The organism is Streptomyces sp. NPDC059740, assembly GCF_042733155.1.
Taxonomy (GTDB): domain Bacteria; phylum Actinomycetota; class Actinomycetes; order Streptomycetales; family Streptomycetaceae; genus Streptomyces.
Genome location: NZ_JBHWGP010000006.1, coordinates 114,240 through 128,891, shown reverse-complemented (window position 1 = coordinate 128,891; position 14,652 = coordinate 114,240). Strand labels below are relative to the sequence as shown.

The 14,652-nt window shown below is 68.2% G+C and carries 16 protein-coding genes; 4 read left to right on the top strand and 12 right to left on the bottom strand.

Features of this window, described 5'->3' with window-relative positions; translation table 11 throughout:
* Position 1: 1 nt before the first annotated feature.
* From ACFV3R_RS10320 to ACFV3R_RS10290, 7 genes are read right to left on the bottom strand one after another with little or no spacing between them, the layout of a single operon-like run.
* A complete protein-coding gene (locus tag ACFV3R_RS10320) occupies positions 2-757 on the bottom strand; it encodes a 2'-5' RNA ligase family protein (protein WP_385578661.1) in 756 nt (251 codons plus the stop codon).
* A 16-nt stretch (positions 758-773) separates the two neighbouring features.
* A complete protein-coding gene (locus ACFV3R_RS10315; RefSeq protein ID WP_385578658.1) occupies positions 774-2,132 on the bottom strand; it encodes a hypothetical protein in 1,359 nt (452 codons plus the stop codon).
* Entirely contained in the window at positions 2,129-2,713 is a 585-nt protein-coding gene (locus tag ACFV3R_RS10310) for an NUDIX domain-containing protein (protein WP_385578655.1), read from the bottom strand. Before ACFV3R_RS10310 ends, ACFV3R_RS10315 begins: the two co-directional genes overlap by 4 nt.
* On the bottom strand, positions 2,710-4,041 hold the full coding sequence (locus tag ACFV3R_RS10305; RefSeq protein ID WP_385578652.1) for a hypothetical protein: 1,332 nt from the start codon (positions 4,039-4,041) through the stop codon (positions 2,710-2,712). Before ACFV3R_RS10305 ends, ACFV3R_RS10310 begins: the two co-directional genes overlap by 4 nt.
* 15 nt (positions 4,042-4,056) lie before the next feature.
* Positions 4,057-4,524: a PPC domain-containing DNA-binding protein gene (locus ACFV3R_RS10300; protein ID WP_385578649.1), complete on the bottom strand. Its 468-nt coding sequence runs from the start codon at positions 4,522-4,524 to the stop codon at positions 4,057-4,059.
* A gap of 39 nt (positions 4,525-4,563) precedes the next feature.
* Positions 4,564-5,571: an asparaginase gene (locus ACFV3R_RS10295; RefSeq protein ID WP_385578646.1), complete on the bottom strand. Its 1,008-nt coding sequence runs from the start codon at positions 5,569-5,571 to the stop codon at positions 4,564-4,566.
* A gap of 53 nt (positions 5,572-5,624) precedes the next feature.
* Complete coding sequence (locus ACFV3R_RS10290) at positions 5,625-7,127, bottom strand: transcriptional regulator, XRE family protein (RefSeq protein WP_385578643.1); 1,503 nt, start codon at positions 7,125-7,127, stop codon at positions 5,625-5,627.
* Between the two features lie 205 nt (positions 7,128-7,332).
* On the opposite strand from ACFV3R_RS10290, the gene ACFV3R_RS10285 reads away from it, so the two are divergent.
* The 4 genes from ACFV3R_RS10285 (at position 7,333) to ACFV3R_RS10270 (ending at position 10,245) form a co-directional block, all read left to right on the top strand.
* A complete protein-coding gene (locus ACFV3R_RS10285; RefSeq protein WP_385578640.1) occupies positions 7,333-8,202 on the top strand; it encodes a helix-turn-helix domain-containing protein in 870 nt (289 codons plus the stop codon).
* Positions 8,199-8,429: a DUF397 domain-containing protein gene (locus tag ACFV3R_RS10280; RefSeq protein WP_030819486.1), complete on the top strand. Its 231-nt coding sequence runs from the start codon at positions 8,199-8,201 to the stop codon at positions 8,427-8,429. The genes ACFV3R_RS10285 and ACFV3R_RS10280 overlap by 4 nt, the downstream gene beginning before the upstream one ends.
* A 60-nt stretch (positions 8,430-8,489) precedes the next feature.
* Entirely contained in the window at positions 8,490-9,275 is a 786-nt protein-coding gene (locus ACFV3R_RS10275; RefSeq protein ID WP_385578635.1) for an SAM-dependent methyltransferase, read from the top strand.
* A 190-nt stretch (positions 9,276-9,465) separates the two neighbouring features.
* Positions 9,466-10,245: a hypothetical protein gene (locus tag ACFV3R_RS10270; RefSeq protein WP_385578632.1), complete on the top strand. Its 780-nt coding sequence runs from the start codon at positions 9,466-9,468 to the stop codon at positions 10,243-10,245.
* Positions 10,246-10,549: 304 nt separating this feature from the next.
* Here the strand turns inward: ACFV3R_RS10270 and ACFV3R_RS10265 are convergent, their stop codons facing one another.
* The 5 genes from ACFV3R_RS10265 to ACFV3R_RS10245 form a co-directional block, all read right to left on the bottom strand.
* Positions 10,550-11,164 (bottom strand): N-acetyltransferase, encoded by a 615-nt coding sequence (locus tag ACFV3R_RS10265; protein ID WP_385578628.1) that lies wholly within the window; start codon positions 11,162-11,164, stop codon positions 10,550-10,552.
* 266 nt (positions 11,165-11,430) lie between these two features.
* On the bottom strand, positions 11,431-12,261 hold the full coding sequence (gene trpA / locus ACFV3R_RS10260; RefSeq protein ID WP_385578625.1) for a tryptophan synthase subunit alpha: 831 nt from the start codon (positions 12,259-12,261) through the stop codon (positions 11,431-11,433).
* A 97-nt stretch (positions 12,262-12,358) separates the two neighbouring features.
* Positions 12,359-12,895: a hypothetical protein gene (locus ACFV3R_RS10255; protein ID WP_385578622.1), complete on the bottom strand. Its 537-nt coding sequence runs from the start codon at positions 12,893-12,895 to the stop codon at positions 12,359-12,361.
* 238 nt (positions 12,896-13,133) lie between these two features.
* Positions 13,134-13,463: an SH3 domain-containing protein gene (locus tag ACFV3R_RS10250; protein WP_385578619.1), complete on the bottom strand. Its 330-nt coding sequence runs from the start codon at positions 13,461-13,463 to the stop codon at positions 13,134-13,136.
* A gap of 277 nt (positions 13,464-13,740) precedes the next feature.
* Positions 13,741-14,457, bottom strand: coding sequence for a prepilin peptidase (locus tag ACFV3R_RS10245; protein WP_385578616.1), 717 nt, complete (start codon positions 14,455-14,457; stop codon positions 13,741-13,743).
* Between the last annotated feature and the right edge of the window lie 195 nt (positions 14,458-14,652).

The following is a 14,652-nucleotide window of genomic DNA, read 5'->3' as shown; positions in this document are numbered from 1 at the left end:
TTCAAAGCGCACCTGGTGCGGCTCCCTCGCCAGCAGAGGCCAATCCCGTTGGGCGCAGCGGAAGCGTGCGGATGGTCTCCCACCGGTAGGTCCTTCCCTGGCGGCGGAGCTTCACCAGGTCCACTGACGAGACATCGAGAGCTACCGGGGGGAGCGAGCGCAGTTGCGACACCACGCCGACGACCGGCGCCGCCGGGCGCTCGGCGTTGTTGTAGGCCACGCCCAGATGCGGCCGGAAGGTGCTGGTCGGCTTGCCGCCGGGCACGCCGGCTTGAGCACCGAGCGCGCTGAGCGCAGCGTGGAGGCCGACGAGCGGTCTCCACGGGGTGAGGCTGAACCGGACGGCACCGCGGCTGCCGGCAAGGGGATGAGCCAGAATGCGGAACTCACCTACGGACAAGTGCTCCGCCATGGAGATCAGGTGCTCGAGCTGGAGATCTGACACTCCTTCCGTGGCACCGATCCGGAGCAGGGTGACGTGCAGGCCGTCGGCGGGCACCAGGTCCATGCTGAGATGCTCGAGCGCGCCCTGGCAGTGCTCCGTGCGTCGCACCAGGGCGGTGGCGTCGGCGAAGGTGAGCATCCAGTAGTAGGCCTGCTGCCGTTCCGACCATCCCGGGCGATCCCAGTGGTTCTTCATACGGTCGACAGCTTGGAAGGCCCGCCAGTCGTGCTCGACAATCACGCGGGAGTCTTCGAGGTCGGCGGGGGGTGCGCAGGGGAAGGCACTGGTGTCGACGGCCAGCTCGGGCGCCACGGATCTCCTAGATATGTCAGGGCGCGATCTGAGCGCGCGAGCCGACCACGATCATTCCGGCCTGCGGCTGTGACCGCCACGTCCGCAGCTCCTCGGCATAGTCCCCCACATCGGGTTCGTCATGCCACCGCTCAGCGCACTGGTAGAGCTCGTTCGCGCGTTCCCACACAGACCTGATGGGCGCGGTGGTGCCGGACCTGAGGGCTCGCCGGCCCAACGCCATGGCCTGCTCGACCTCGGGAGACGGCTGCTGCAGCAGGGCCGTTGCCGTATCGAGCCCTACCAGGGCCCGGCTCCAGTCGGACTCGGAGTGTGCGATCAGCTCGTCGATCTGCTCCGCGTGCGTCAGGACCTCGGCTGTGTCGCCGAGCGAGAGGCGTGTGGTGATGGCGTTGGCCAAGGTGCGGGCCATGGAGTACGGCTCGAAGCTGATGCATGAAGTGAGGCCGCCGGGCAGGGCGGCTTGGCGGTCGGAGAGCTCCAGGGCCTGGCCGATCGCCTGCTCGGCGCCACGCCGATCGTCGAGTCGGGCGAGCGCGCGGGAGCGCCCGTTGACGAGCAGCCGGATCGCCTGCGGGTCGTCCGGGGCGAGAGCGATTCCGGCCAGGGCTGCGTCGTCGGCTTCCGCGTACCGCTTCTGGTAGTACAGCCCCAGAGAGCGGGTCCCGCTCGCCCACATCTCCATGGAGACGTCGCCGACCTCGCGTGCCAGGGACTCCGCCTCCGAGCAGTACGCGTTCACCAGGTCATAGGTCGCACCAGCGTTGACGGCCATGTACCCCAGAAGCCCGGCGGCTTGGGAAGCGAGGCGGAAGAGTTCCGTACGGACCCGCGGGGGCTGCTGGCCGGCCAGGACGCCGTGCAGCATTTCGCGCACGACTCGGGCTTCGCCCGCCAGCTGCTGTGGCCCCTGCGCTTCGTAGCGGTCGATGATGCCCGAGATGGACCGTCTCACCATGACCAGGACCGGGTCGTCCGCGTTGGAACTGGTCAGCTTGTGGGTCTGGGCGACGACGGCCAGCGGGTCGTCGAAGCCGAGGCTTGCCGCCGATGCACTGGCTAGATCAGCGCTGGCCCGCCGCGAGGCCAGCGCCCCGGGTTCCACGGGCTCGAAGAGCCGCTCGGGGGCCATGTTGAACATGTGGCGGAGTACGAGGTAGGCGTCCCGCCGGGGTGTGCTCTTGATCGAGCCGCGGCGGCCCATATACCGGTCGAAACTGCTGCGGGACACTTCGACGCGGGCGAGCCGGGGATCGTTCTCCTTCTCGGCGGCGCGCGCAGCGGCTTTGGCGAAGTGGATACAGAACTTCTCGTACGAATCCCACTGGTTCTCCTGGACCAGGAGCGCGAACCGCGTGGTGGTCGTGCTGGTCACCGGGCTCCCCCCTCGGGTTCGGTGCGGACGGTCGGCTGCTGCTCTTGTGCCGGAGTACGGCCGGGGGCCCAGAGCGGCTGCCCGTTCTGGAGGTATCGGGGGATGCTCTCCCCCAAGGCAGCCAGGGCCTGCTCCGCTCGGCGCCGCTGACGGTCCCGAAGCAGGGAAAGCGCCTGGTCTTCGGGGAAGAAGGCGCACTCCGCAAGCTCCTCGTCGTGCGGTCGCAGCGCGGCGCACGCGTCCCAGGACAGTTGCCCGGCATCGAAGACGAACGCCATGAGGTCGTCCCACGGCCCGTGGGGAGGCACCCAGTCGATGCACAGGAGTGCGTACAGCGTGACGTCGAGCCCGAGCTCCTCGCGGAGTTCCCGCCGCACGGCATCGGTGGGGGCCTCGTTGGACTCCGCCATCCCGCCAGGAAGATCCCACCCCGGCTTGTAAGTGGGTTTGACCAGGAGAAGCCGACCGTCGGGGTCGCGCAGCAGCGCGTCGGCAGTCACCCGCTTGCGAGCCTGCTTGGCGTTGCCCTCGGCCAGGTAGGCATCCCACGCCGGCGTTCCGGGAGGAGGGGGTTTCGTCATGGATGCCTGCCCATTCCGGGACGAGCGTCGAAGCTGGCCAGCAGGGCCGAACGGCGACGGTTGACCTGTACCAACTGCTCCAGCACGTCCCGCACCTGCGGGACGTCTCGGAAGGGAGTGAGAGTTCGACTAAGGGCGTGCAGGTGTTCGGTGACCCGTGACGAGCCGAGCGGCTCACAGGCGGCCACAAGCTGCACCCCGGTGGCACAAGCCGCTTCGAGGTCCCCACGTTGGACGAGAAGCTCGGCGAGCGCGGACTGGCTGAAAGCCCGACTGCGGGCACGGTTCTCTCCACGCAACGCCACGGCGCGCTCGGCTTCGACGGTCGCCACACTGAGCATGCCCAAGTCGCGGAGGGCGAGCACCGACTCGCTGGCGAGTGCAGCCTGATCGAAGGGGGCAATCCAATGCGGCGGCGGCACAGCGGAGGCGTCTTCCAGAATTGCGCGGGCTGTTTCCAGAGCGCGTTGGGCGGCCACATCGTATCCGAGCCTGGCGTGAGCGCGACCCTCCATGGCGTGAAGGCGGGCGGTGAGCACCGGGATGGGTTCGGTGGTCGCCATGCGTTCATGTCCGCGGCGGGCTAGGGCCAGTGCCTGCCCGGCATCGCCGAGTTGCAGGGCCAAGTGGCTCGTGCTCGCCAGGACGTTCGCTCCCACAGATGTTTCAGGAGTCGCGTGCGCGAGACCGAAGGCGACCCTGAAGTGTTCGGAGGCCTCTGTATCGCGTCCCAGGTCATGGGCCATCCAGCCCGCCATTTCCGTGAGGACTGCTGCGGCCAGAAACACGTCTGCTTCGGGGGACCGCCCCTTGGGCCCCTTGGGACCGAACAGATCAACCGCGATGGAGGTCTGAAGATACTGCTGGAGCGACGAATAGACATGTCCAGCGCCGAGTTGACGGTCCGCGTGCCTGAACGACTCCAGCGCCCCCAGGTAGGGGAACGGGCCGGCGCTCTCGGGCGGTGCAGCTCCGGGCAGCGTGAGCAGGGGCGCGAAGTCAGGGGTGGGTGTTCCTGGCCCGGCCTCGGCTGTCGCGGCATCGGTGGTGCTGGGAGGCTCACCGGTTGGTGGTCCGAACAGCGCCACGGCCGGCTCCCCGAGCAGATGCTCCAGCACACGGCAGGTGGGAGGCCAGGGCATCCTCTTGAGGTCCCCGGCCATCCACCGGTCGAAACTACGAGACGAGACCGTGACCGCCGCCAACCGCGGGTCGCCGTCGATACGGGCGACGTCGCGGGCGGCACGCTGGAAGTGGATGCTGAACGAGGCGAACACCGTCCAGTGGTTCTCCTCGACCAACTGCCGGAACCGGGTCGCGCGCCGCATCGCCTTCTCCCTGGCTCAGTTCGAGTCGCCGAAGGTGAGAAGGGGAACGTCATACAGATCCGGGCTCTGCGGCCGGGTCACCGTAGGGGCGGTCCACTCCTCGATGACGAGCTCGCTGATGAACTGCACGGTGCCGCCCAGGAGGTGACTCGTTCGACCATCGGCAGAGGCCCCTTTCAGGCCGGCGGTCACGTGGATGTGAGGTGCGACCTTGCTGTTCACGGTGTCCCACGCGAGCGTGCCGGCTCCGAGCACTTCGAGGGTCTCGACCTTGATCTCGTCCCACAGCGGGCGCTCCGGGTGCTCGAGTGGGTCGCACGAGCCCACCAGCCGGACACTGCTGAAGCCGCCGATGAACGTCGGGATGTGGCCAGCCCGGATCCCGGTGTCGTGGCAGAAGGCGTCCAGCGCAGGGAAGAAGTCTTCGCCATCATCGAGAGCGACGACGAACCGCCGCCCGGTGGTGACTTCAGTGGCGCGCATGTGGCTCCTCGATCTCAGAATTGGATCTTGTGGGGGTAATCAGCGTCGGCGGAGTTCGAAGGCGTCCCTGATCTCCGGTAGCTCTGCTCCGGAACGCAGAAGGGCCAGCAGGAGGAGCCGGGCTTTGCGCGGCTCCAGGCCGCCGCCGTTGATGAGGCCTCGCTTGAGCAGGTCTGTCTCGGAGCCGGGGCCGAAATCGTAGGTGTTGGCCAGGACGCTGCCCGCGCCGGTGCGGGAAGCAAGGATGACCGGTATGCGGGTTGCCAGGGCGCCCAGCGGTTCAGCCCATGTCTTGGGGGTGTGCCCGGCTCCGAAGGCTGCGATGACCAGGCCGTCCGCGAGGCCGGCGGCGGCCTCCAGAAGGGCCACGGAGGCGCCCAGGGTCGCCTCGATTACCTCCACGGACGCCGGACGGTCCTGCGGCAGTGCCACCGGCGTCTGCCGCGGCACGGCGAAGTGAAAGCGGGGCCGGCCTTCCATCACGTACCCGACGGGACCGGCGCCGGGCGAAGCGAAGGCCGACGTGCTGGTGCTGTGGACCTTCTGCACGTGGCGGGCGGCGTGCAGTTCGTCGGCGAAGGCGACGAGTACGCCGAGGCCGCGCGCGGAAGGGCTGGCCGCGGTGTGCACAGCAGCTACGAGATTGGCCGGGCCATCGGCGCCGGCCATCTCCGCGGTGCGCATGGCGCCTGTGATCACGACCGGGGCTTCCCCGGTGTACAGGAGGTCGAGGAGGAAGGCGGTCTCCTCCAGGGTGTCGGTGCCCTGGGTGATGACGAAGCCGGCCGTGCCGGATCGCGCCCGCTGATTCAGCAGTTCGGCCATGGCGACGATGTCGTCGATCTCCAGCCAGGCGCCGGGGATCTGCCGGAAGTCCTGCAGCTCCAGCGTCGCAGCATCTGCCAGCTCCGGCACGGAGGCAACGAGATCGGCAGCCGCCAGACGGGGGGTCGCCCCGCTTCCGCCGCTCGGCGCCGACATGGCGATCGTGCCGCCGAGTGAAAGCACCAGGACGGTGGGGCACTGGGACCGCGGGGTGGAGATCACGGCGGCTGCCTTTCGGAGAAGTGGATCACGCAGTACGGGTCAGCGTCGGGCCCTCACCGGTCCGGGGCAAGGGCGCCGAGGAACTGGAAGACGTCGTCGAGCGCGCTCACGCTGAGGTGCCGACTGCGTGGACGCACGATGCTCGCTGTGCCGCACTCGCTCAACTCGCGGCACCGGCGAATCAGCCATGGCCACGGGATATCCAGAAAGCCGGCCAGTGTCCGCAACCGGGCTTCCGGGTCAGGGCCCGCCGCCACGCTGTGCGCGCGCGCCTCCCTGAAGGCCTCGTGATACGCCCGCAGCGCGGGGCGATGGGTGACGGTATCGGCGGCCCAGATCGCCTCGGTTCGGACCCAGTTGGCGACGGCCGCGCGCTGACTGGGGACCAATGCGAAGCCGTCGACCTCGGAGTACTCCGGGTCAGCGAGAACGTCGACCTTGATTCCGTGCAGTTCCATCAGCGCGATGGCCAGAAGCAGCAGGATGCGTTCGTACCGGCTGCTGCTAGTCACCTCGCCCTCCGGAACGCAGAAGACCCGGACCATGGGCGTCGCAGCGTCGGTGTACTCGGCCGCCAGAGTCTTGAGGTAGTCGGCTTTGTGACGGAACCACAGCCACGGGGCGGCCTGCTCACCGGTCTGTTCCCGAGTCCAGAAGACAGGGGATGCCGTCACCCCATCGAGTCGCCGCACGATGTGCCGGGCGCAGAACGCAGATCCTAGCCACTGCGCTCCGGCCGTCGTGAGATCGGGCAGCGCCACCCGGCTCGGCGCGGAACGCGGCAGCGAGAGGTAGGTGTCCAGCGCCTCCTGTTCCTCGGCGAGGGCGAGGTCGTCCGCCAGGAGCCCGTCATCGAGCTGAACCAGGGACCACAGCAGTCCGTACGTCAGATCGTCCAGCAGGTGCGCGGCCGGCAGGGCAAGCACCTCGCCGTCGGAAGACACCGTCAGCGCGCGGCGGGCGTTCGCCGCGTCGATCACGTAGAGCTGGGTGTCGTCGCCCTGCTCAGCGACGCCTACGAGCATCCCGCGGCGGGCCGGTCGTAAGAACTGATGCAGCGCTGGGTCGGAGGCTTCGATATAGGCGGAGCTGCCCCGGACTGTGGCAGCCCGGATGCCGATCGCAGCGGTTGTGCCGTCGAGCACCTGCCGACCAGCAAGTTCCCACGAGTCGGCGACTTCATCTGAACTGGACAGGAACACCCTGCTGGTGGGCCAGCGCTCGGTGATCGTGGCGGCGGCGCGTATATCTCCCCGGCTGTGCGGCAAGGAACGCACCTGCATGACGGATGGCGCGGGACTGAACAAGTCGGAGCAGGGGACTCCGAACAGGCGCTCCAGAATCAAAGCCGCATCTGGCCAGGGCTGCCCGAACCAGTAGCCCTTCGCCCACCGGTCAAAGGTGGAACGTGAGACCGAGACGGCCGCCAGGCGCGGCGAGTCGGTCTCGTTGGCCAGCTCCCGTGCGGTCCGCTCGAAGTGGGTGCAGAAGACCACCCATCGGTCCCATCGGCGTTCTTCAAGGAGAACGCGGAACAACGTGGGGCGGGCGGACATCTCGGACCTTCCTGGGGCGAAGGCGGGGGAGCGTGCATCCGTGCTACGTGAGCTGGGTCACCACGCAACTATGCTCGCTACTCTGTGGCGTTGGCAAGCCTCACTCTGCAACCTGCATAGTTCGGGCTGCAGTCTGTTCGCCTCGTGGGTGCCGTGGCACACTTCAGCGAACGACAGCTGCCGGCCGAAGGGGAGAGGAACCGGCGTGAGTGAACCGAAGTCCGCCCCGACCGTGCTGGCCATCGTCCTGGGCCGGCGCCTGGCCGCCGTGCGCGAGGCGGCCGGCTTCACCGCTGCTCAGGCCGCCAAGCCCCTGCGGATCGCGCCGACGACGGTCACCAGGATGGAGAAGGCCGAGACTTCTCTGAAGTACGCCACCGTCAAGACGCTTCTCGAGATCTACGGCGTCCCCCAGGCCGAGATCCAGGAATTCCTCGCCCTCCTCGACCAGGCGAGTACGCCCGGCTGGTGGCAGAGTTTCCGAGACGTACTCCCGGGCTGGTTCGGGGTGCACGTATCGCTGGAGGGGGCTGCGACCAGCCTCCGCGGCTACGAGCCTGGAGTCCTCCCTGGTCTGCTGCAGACACCCGGATACGCCCGCGCCGTCATGGAGCGAGGACTCCCTCGCATGGCGCCTGACGTTCTTGAACGAAGCGTCGACCTGCGCATCAAGCGCCAGGAGATCCTCACGCGCGAGAAGCCGGCCCCACCCCAGCTGTGGGTTGTAACGGACGAGACGAGCCTACGGCGCCCCGTCGGCGATGCGGCCGTCATGCGCGAGCAGATCGAGCACCTCTTGGATGTGACCGACCTCCCGAACGTCACACTGCAGGTGTGCCCCTTCGCAGCAGGGCTCCACCCAGGCGCCTTCGGGCCTTTCACCATCTTCCGATTCGAAATCCCCGAACTTCCCGACATCGTCTGCACCGACAGCCTGAGCCGCGCCGGATACAGCGAGGACAAGGAAGAAGTCGCCCTGTTCCGTGAAGCGCTGGGCGAGATGAGTGTGTACGCATTCTCAAAGCAAGAAACCAAGAAATTCCTTGGTGATATTCGCAAGGAGCTCTACCTATGAGTCACGTCCTCCGCGCCGCCACAGAGCTTGGAGCGGCAGAGTGGGTGAAGCCTTGGAGCGGTAGCAACGCCGGAAACTGCGTGGAGGCGAAGCCCCTCGACGATGGCCGCGTGGCGCTGCGCCAGTCGACCGACCCTGACGGCCCCGCGCTGATCTACACGCGGGGAGAAATCGCGGCCTTCATCATCGGGGCAAAGGCCGGGGACGCGGATTTCCTCCTCTCCTAAGCCCCACGTAGCTCGCAATATCGCGTCAAAAATCCGACACGAAGGGCAAACAGAATAGCGATGACGTTAAAGCCCATCGATACCAGCCGACCCCACCCGGCCCGCATGTACGACTACTACCTCGGCGGCAAGGACAGTTACCCGGTCGACGAGGAGGCTGCCCAGAGGGTTATATCGTTCCTGCCGGCCATCAGGATCGCTGCCCGCACCAACAGGGGCTTCATGAATCGGGCTGCCCGGCTCCTGGCTGACCGCGGTGTGCATCAGTTCCTCGACATCGGAACCGGCATCCCGACCGAACCCAACCTTCACCAGGTCGTCCAAGCGGTCAACCCGCAATCACGCGTGGTCTACGTCGACAACGACCCCGTCGTTCTGCGCCATGCGGAGGCGCTCCTACGGAGTACGCCCGAGGGGGCGACGAAGTACATCGAGGCGGACGTCCGCGAGCCCGAGAAGATCATCGAAGGCGCCCAGGAGATCCTCAACTTCGAGGAGCCCGTCGCCCTCTCGCTCGTGGCCCTCCTGCACTTCGTCTCCGACGAGTACGGGCCCTACGATCTTGTCAACGAGCTCTTGGCCCCGCTCCCCTCAGGTAGCTTCCTCATGCTCTCGCACGTGACGGGAGACTTTGACCCTGCTGGGTGGGACAAGGCCGTCGAGATCTACCGGAAGAGCGGCATACCCGCGCAGGTGCGGTCGCGGGACGAATTCGCGCGGTTCTTCACGGGACTTGACCTGATTGATCCGGGCGTTCAGGTCGTCACCAACTGGCATCCGGAGCCTGATCAGGAGTTCGCCGACGAACAGGTGCCTCTCTACGTCGGCGTCGCGCAGAAACCGTAGGCGCCCGGCCGGCATTGCTGGTTCGCCGTCGTACCCCGCAGTGCGTCAGGATGGATCACTTCACCCCTTCAAGAGCCTGTCCAGGAGCAGTCCGGGCAGAGCACAGTGATGACCTGCGGAGAAGCCCTATGGAAAATAGCGGGGGGTATGTCTGATGGGCGACCGAGGCATGGAGGACGCGCGTGCCAGCATGCTGGTCGCCGTCGACGAGCGGGACCTTCGCTTCGTTCCCCGCGTCCAGGGTTCGTTTTCCGTGTACTGGCGGGACGTTCACGCACGTGCGGCCCAAGGCCTGTCGGCGGGGGAGCCGGTCTTGCTGGCCCCGCTTGTCGACTTCGCCTACGTCAAGGGGTGTGAGGAAGCCGGACTGGATCCCCGTTCGGAGAAGGTTTTCCGCGCCTACGCGAGCCGGAGAGTCCCGGGGAACGAGCTGTGGTCCTTCGCGGGAGAGACGGCTGAGGAGATGCTCCTGCAGATGAAGCGGGAACAGCAGGCATGGGCCACGGCCGTTCGCTGCCGAAGCGTGTTCGACGCGGTGAACGCGCAGCATCCCGGTGCGGAGGCCTGGGCGAGAAGCTACTCGGCGGGTGTCCTGACGGCGCTGACCGAGGAGGCGGTGCGGGGTGTCGAGTCGCACGGCGGTGCCGGCGGCCGGATCGCCTTGGTCGCCAAGGCCGGTGACATGGAGCTCGGTAGTTACGCGATGCCGGTCGGTGTCATCGGCGGGGAAGCCCGTGTACCGGATCGGGACCGGGAGCGATTCGTCGCGCTGCTGGGTGCCTCGCTCATCGCCGCGTCGAGCGGCGTTCTGACGCTGGTGCCCGGTGACGACGGCCCGGTGCAGGTATGGACCGTAGGGAGGCAGGGGTTGGTGCCGAGCGAGCACGGCGAACTCATCCTCGAGCCGAATGACGGCAGCGGGGGGTCGGCGACGTACGTGCCGGGCTTTCCGCTGCCACAGCCGGTCTAGGGCGAGCGCTGCGCTATGGGCTATCGGGCGACAGCGGCACAGGGGCGCCGTGGCTGCAGCAGCATCCGGAGGAGCTCGTCCTGCTGCAACGCGCGCGCCTTGTTGTAGACGTGCTGGGCTCCGTCTTCCAGGACCGCGGTGGTCTGCGGCCCTGCTGATCGGGTTGGCTCGATTTCGCGCGGCGTCGTACGGGACTCGTGGGTCATGGTCTTGGATTCCCTCCGCCAGCTGGTGAGGGTTCAGCATTTCATCTGGCTGGGCCCGCACGGAGGATCGCAAGGTTGAGGCGGTTCAGCTGGCGGCTTCACACATAGGCGAATTCCCGGCGGGCGAGGTTCACGAACGGCTGCGTGATCTCCATGTCGGTCGATACCTGGTCGATTCTTCCGTAACCGAGCCACTTCGTCAGTTCCGCGATTCTCTGCGCTCTTCGTTCTAAGGCGTACGAGGAGCAGCCGCCGGGTGCCGAGACTGTGCGGACGAGCGTGAACTGCTGCCGCTCGTAGTACGAGGCCAGGGCGGGAGAGGTGCAGTCCCGGCGGACGTAGCTGATGTTCTTGCGTGCGGCGTGGTCGACGGCCCAGTGGGCGATGAGGGTGCCGAGTTTACGGTGGCGCTGTGCCGGGTCGGTCACGGTGGCGTTGAGGTAGAAAGCGGAGTCCATGGCTTCGCGCCCCGTCCAGACCCAGGGAGCGGCCGTGGTGAGGATCGTGGTGCAGCCGAGGATGCGGTCACTGTTCTCGGTGAGGACCCACATGTCACCGAAGCGGCCTGAGCAGTTGGCGGCCAGCGCTTGCACATGCCTGCCCCAGCTGTGCCAGTTCGGCAGCTTCTTCTTCGCCATCCAGTCCGAGCGCGCCTGGATCATCACCTCGAGGGCGTACTTGTCCTCGGGTGTGGCTGGTCGCATCGCGAGCATGCGGTGTCTGCTCCTGTAGGTGCTCGTCCGCAGGTGGGAAGAGTCGGTAGTGCCGGGCAGGACCTTAGAGGTCTACACCGTCGTAGTCGTAGCTTTCCCCGTGCTGCGTACCGAATTTGTGATGTCGCCGACCCGGTAGGTGACGGAATGCGCTGAAAGTGATCACCGCAGGCACGCGGTCGGTTGCCGGTTAGCCGAGGGCACGAGCGCGCCTCCGTCCTGCGGCGCGAAGGCGGGGCCTGTAGCCGTGCTGGTGGCGTGCTCCGTCAGGCGGCGGAGGGCAGGGTGAGGCGGAGTCCGTGGGCCAGGCGCTGGGCGAGCAGGCCGACCTCGGTGGTGCCGGCGGATCCGGGGTGCGCGTCGAGGGCGCGGATGAACGCGGAGCCGACGATGACAGCGTCGGCGAAGGAGGCGACGGCCGCCGCTTGTGCCGGGGTGGAGACGCCGATGCCGACGCCGATGGGCAGAGGGGTCAGGGCGCGCAGGCGTTCGACGAAGGCGTGGAGCCCCGGGTGGAGAGGGCCCTGGGTCCCCGTAACTCCAGCCGTTGCGGGGGCGTAGATCATGCCGCTGGCTGCGCCGCAGACACGGGCCAGACGCTGGTCGGTGCTGTTGGGGGCGGCGACGAACACGCTGTCCAGGCCGTGGTCCCGGGCGGCGTGCAGCCAGTCGGTGGCCTCCTCGACGGGGAGGTCGGGGATGATGACGCCTGCTCCGCCGGCGGAGGCCAGGCGGCGGGCGAACCGTGCTGCGCCGTAGCGGTAGACGGGCTGCCAGTAGGTCATGACCAGGAGCGCGGCGGTGGATGAGGTGGCCAGTTCCCGGACCGTGGTGAAGACGTCTTCGATCCGGAAGCCGGCGCGCAGGGCCTGGGCGTTCGCGCGCTGGATGGCGGGGCCGTCCATCAGGGGGTCCGAGAAAGGCAGTCCCACCTCGATCACGTCCGCGGCGGTGGCCAGGAGGTGGAAGGCGTCCAGGCTCTGGTCGCGTGTGGGGTAGCCGGCCGGGAGATAGGCGGCCAGAGCGGCGCGGGACTGGGAGCGTGCCGTGGCGAAGACGTCCTCGAGCCGGGAAGAGCGGGTCAGGGGGACGGGCATGGCGCGGTCCTTCGTCGGTGGGCCCGGGCGGGGTGGGACGGCTGCTTGGCCCGGGCCGGTGCACGGCCCAGGCCAAGTCGCGACGGACGGGGAGGTCTCAGACGGTCGGCGAGGCCGAGAAGGTCGTGGTCCTGTAGCCCTTGCCGTCCTTGTCCCAGTCCAGCTGGAGGAATCCGTCGGCGAGGTAGCGGCCCGAGCCGGCCGAGTACTTGAGGACGCCGGTCGTGTAGCTGCCGTTGCCCTTGTAGTCGCCGTGCTCAAGACGGGACTTGATGCCGGTGTAGTTGGCCCACTTCACGACCTTGTCGGGACCGGACACGCTCTTCTTGGTCTGCAGATGGAAGCGGGCGGCATCGAATTCGCTGGGGCCGTCGACGAACCAGGCCGGCCCGTCCCAGCTGATCTTGGCGTAGGTGTAGATGGTGCCGCTGGACCGCTTGGCGCAGAGCTGCACCGTGAAGTCGAAGTTGTCGGCGTAGACGCCGTTGTACGCCGGGTTGTCGACGGAGTGCTTGCTGGTGGTGCAGTGGTAGCTCGCGGCGGCGGCGGCCGGGCCAGCGGTGGCCACCATGGCGCCGCCGAGGACCGCGGTGGCGGCCACGGTTCCGGTGATCATGCGGGAAGTCGTGTTCACGGCTCGTCCTTCGTCAGGATTCTCCGCAGGAGATCTCCCGCGGGTCGGGCTTCGTGTCGGCGGCCCGCTGGCGACGGGCAGAAGCAAGGGGGCGCCGCGCACGGCGGCCCGGTGTCAAAGTGGCCGGGCCGCCGTGGCGTCGTCCCGCGCCGTACGGGGTGACGGACGGGACGGGCGAGGGAAGGTGTCCGGCGCGTCGATGGCGCCCAGAGCCTTCGGCCTGCTGGCGGGGCGGATGTCAGTCGAGCTGCATGGGGATGCTGATGTAGTCGCGGGAGACCCAGCCGTTCTCGCCCTTGTGGACGCCGGACAGCGCCTTGACGTAGCCCCAGTTGCCCTTGTAGCAGGCGTAGTAGATCCGCGTGTTCTTCGACAGCTGGCCCTTGGCGGTGCCGCCCGGGCCGGTGCGGAACTTCACCGTCGCGTCGACGTAGGTGTTGAGCTTCGCCGAGTGCGTGCAGGTCTTGGAGGTGGCGGCGCTCGCGGTCGAGGCCGTGGCGACAGCGCCGCCGAGTACCAGCGCGCCAGCGGTGGCCACAGTTGCGACGCGGCGAGTGAGGGTGTTCATATGCGCTCTTCCTGATGTCGTCGTCGGCCCTCTTCGCTCGCCGGGCCTTTTCACCGTCGTCCGTGTAGTCGCGGAACGGTCGCCAGGCGAGAAAGGAACGCACGGCATTCACTGCCGTCGTTCAGAACTCGATCTTCAATCCCGGAAAGGAGGCTGCGCCAGGCCCAGCTTCTTCCGCGAGATGACCTTCCGGCATTTCGCGATCAGAACTTCGAATTTCCGGAAGAGGGATCTCAGGAAAAGGAATTACAGGAAAAGCGGTTTCCGGTATGGAGTGTCAGCTGACCGTGACGGTCACGGCGAGCGCCCCGATGACCATGAACGGGCCGAAGGCGAGCTGGGTACGGCGGCCGCGCCCGGAGGCGAGCAGCAGCACCGCGCCGAGCAGGCCCAGGAGGAAGCCGGCGACGGTGCCCCACAACACGCTCTTCCAGCTGGTCCAGCCGAGGAGCGCGCCGATGGCCGGGGCGAGCTTCACGTCTCCCAGCCCCATCCCGGCAACGAGTGACAGGAGGAGGAAGGAGGCCGTGACGACGGCAGCGGCCGCTGCCGCGCGGCCGAGGCTGCCGGGTTCGCCCGCCACGGTGGCCGCGGTGAGCAGCACGAGCGTTCCTGCGCAGGCGGGCACGGTGAGGACATCAGGAAGACGCTGGACCGCAAGGTCGATCATCGCCAGCGCGACGCCGCACGCGGCGAGCCAGTACTGCGCGGCGGCGAGCCAGCCGGCCGCGCCGCCCGCCGCGACCGCAGCGAACGCCGCGCCCATGGTCACCTCCGCCGAGAGCGCGGCCGGCCCCAGGCGTCCGTCGCACTGCGGGCAGCGCCCCGACACCGGCAACGGCCGGGGCCGGTCGAGGAGGGCGTGCCCGCAGTGCGGACACCGGCTGCGAAAGGAGGCGGGCGAGGGCACCGACCGGGCGAAGACCACCGGGCGCGCCGCGGCGCCGACCAGGACTCCGACGACGGCGGACAGGGCGACGCTGAGGGCGGACATGTGAGGGCGACTCCTTGCGCACGGCCGGCGGGCATCGTTCGTAGCCGGTCGGCCTCGACCTTAACCCGGCCAGGGTGGCCGGAAAGGGCGCAGGCGTCGCCCATGCGGACGGGCCCGCTCCTGCGGCGGGCAGGTGCCCCGCAGCGCCGGCCACGGGCGCGCGAGGCCCGTCGATCCGTTCTCGCCACCTTGTCC

Excerpts from the sequence above, each read along its gene's own strand:
- ACFV3R_RS10310 (WP_385578655.1), bottom strand. The coding sequence starts at position 2,713 with ATGACGAAACCCCCTCCTCCCGGAACGCCGGCGTGGGATGCCTACCTG.
- ACFV3R_RS10305 (WP_385578652.1), bottom strand. The coding sequence starts at position 4,041 with ATGCGGCGCGCGACCCGGTTCCGGCAGTTGGTCGAGGAGAACCACTGG.
- ACFV3R_RS10300 (WP_385578649.1), bottom strand. The coding sequence starts at position 4,524 with ATGCGCGCCACTGAAGTCACCACCGGGCGGCGGTTCGTCGTCGCTCTC.
- ACFV3R_RS10290 (WP_385578643.1), bottom strand. The coding sequence starts at position 7,127 with ATGTCCGCCCGCCCCACGTTGTTCCGCGTTCTCCTTGAAGAACGCCGA.
- ACFV3R_RS10280 (WP_030819486.1), top strand. The coding sequence starts at position 8,199 with ATGAGTCACGTCCTCCGCGCCGCCACAGAGCTTGGAGCGGCAGAGTGG.
- ACFV3R_RS10275 (WP_385578635.1), top strand. The coding sequence starts at position 8,490 with ATGACGTTAAAGCCCATCGATACCAGCCGACCCCACCCGGCCCGCATG.
- ACFV3R_RS10270 (WP_385578632.1), top strand. The coding sequence starts at position 9,466 with ATGCTGGTCGCCGTCGACGAGCGGGACCTTCGCTTCGTTCCCCGCGTC.
- ACFV3R_RS10265 (WP_385578628.1), bottom strand. The coding sequence starts at position 11,164 with ATGCTCGCGATGCGACCAGCCACACCCGAGGACAAGTACGCCCTCGAG.
- trpA (WP_385578625.1), bottom strand. The coding sequence starts at position 12,261 with ATGCCCGTCCCCCTGACCCGCTCTTCCCGGCTCGAGGACGTCTTCGCC.
- ACFV3R_RS10250 (WP_385578619.1), bottom strand. The coding sequence starts at position 13,463 with ATGAACACCCTCACTCGCCGCGTCGCAACTGTGGCCACCGCTGGCGCG.
- ACFV3R_RS10245 (WP_385578616.1), bottom strand. The coding sequence starts at position 14,457 with ATGTCCGCCCTCAGCGTCGCCCTGTCCGCCGTCGTCGGAGTCCTGGTC.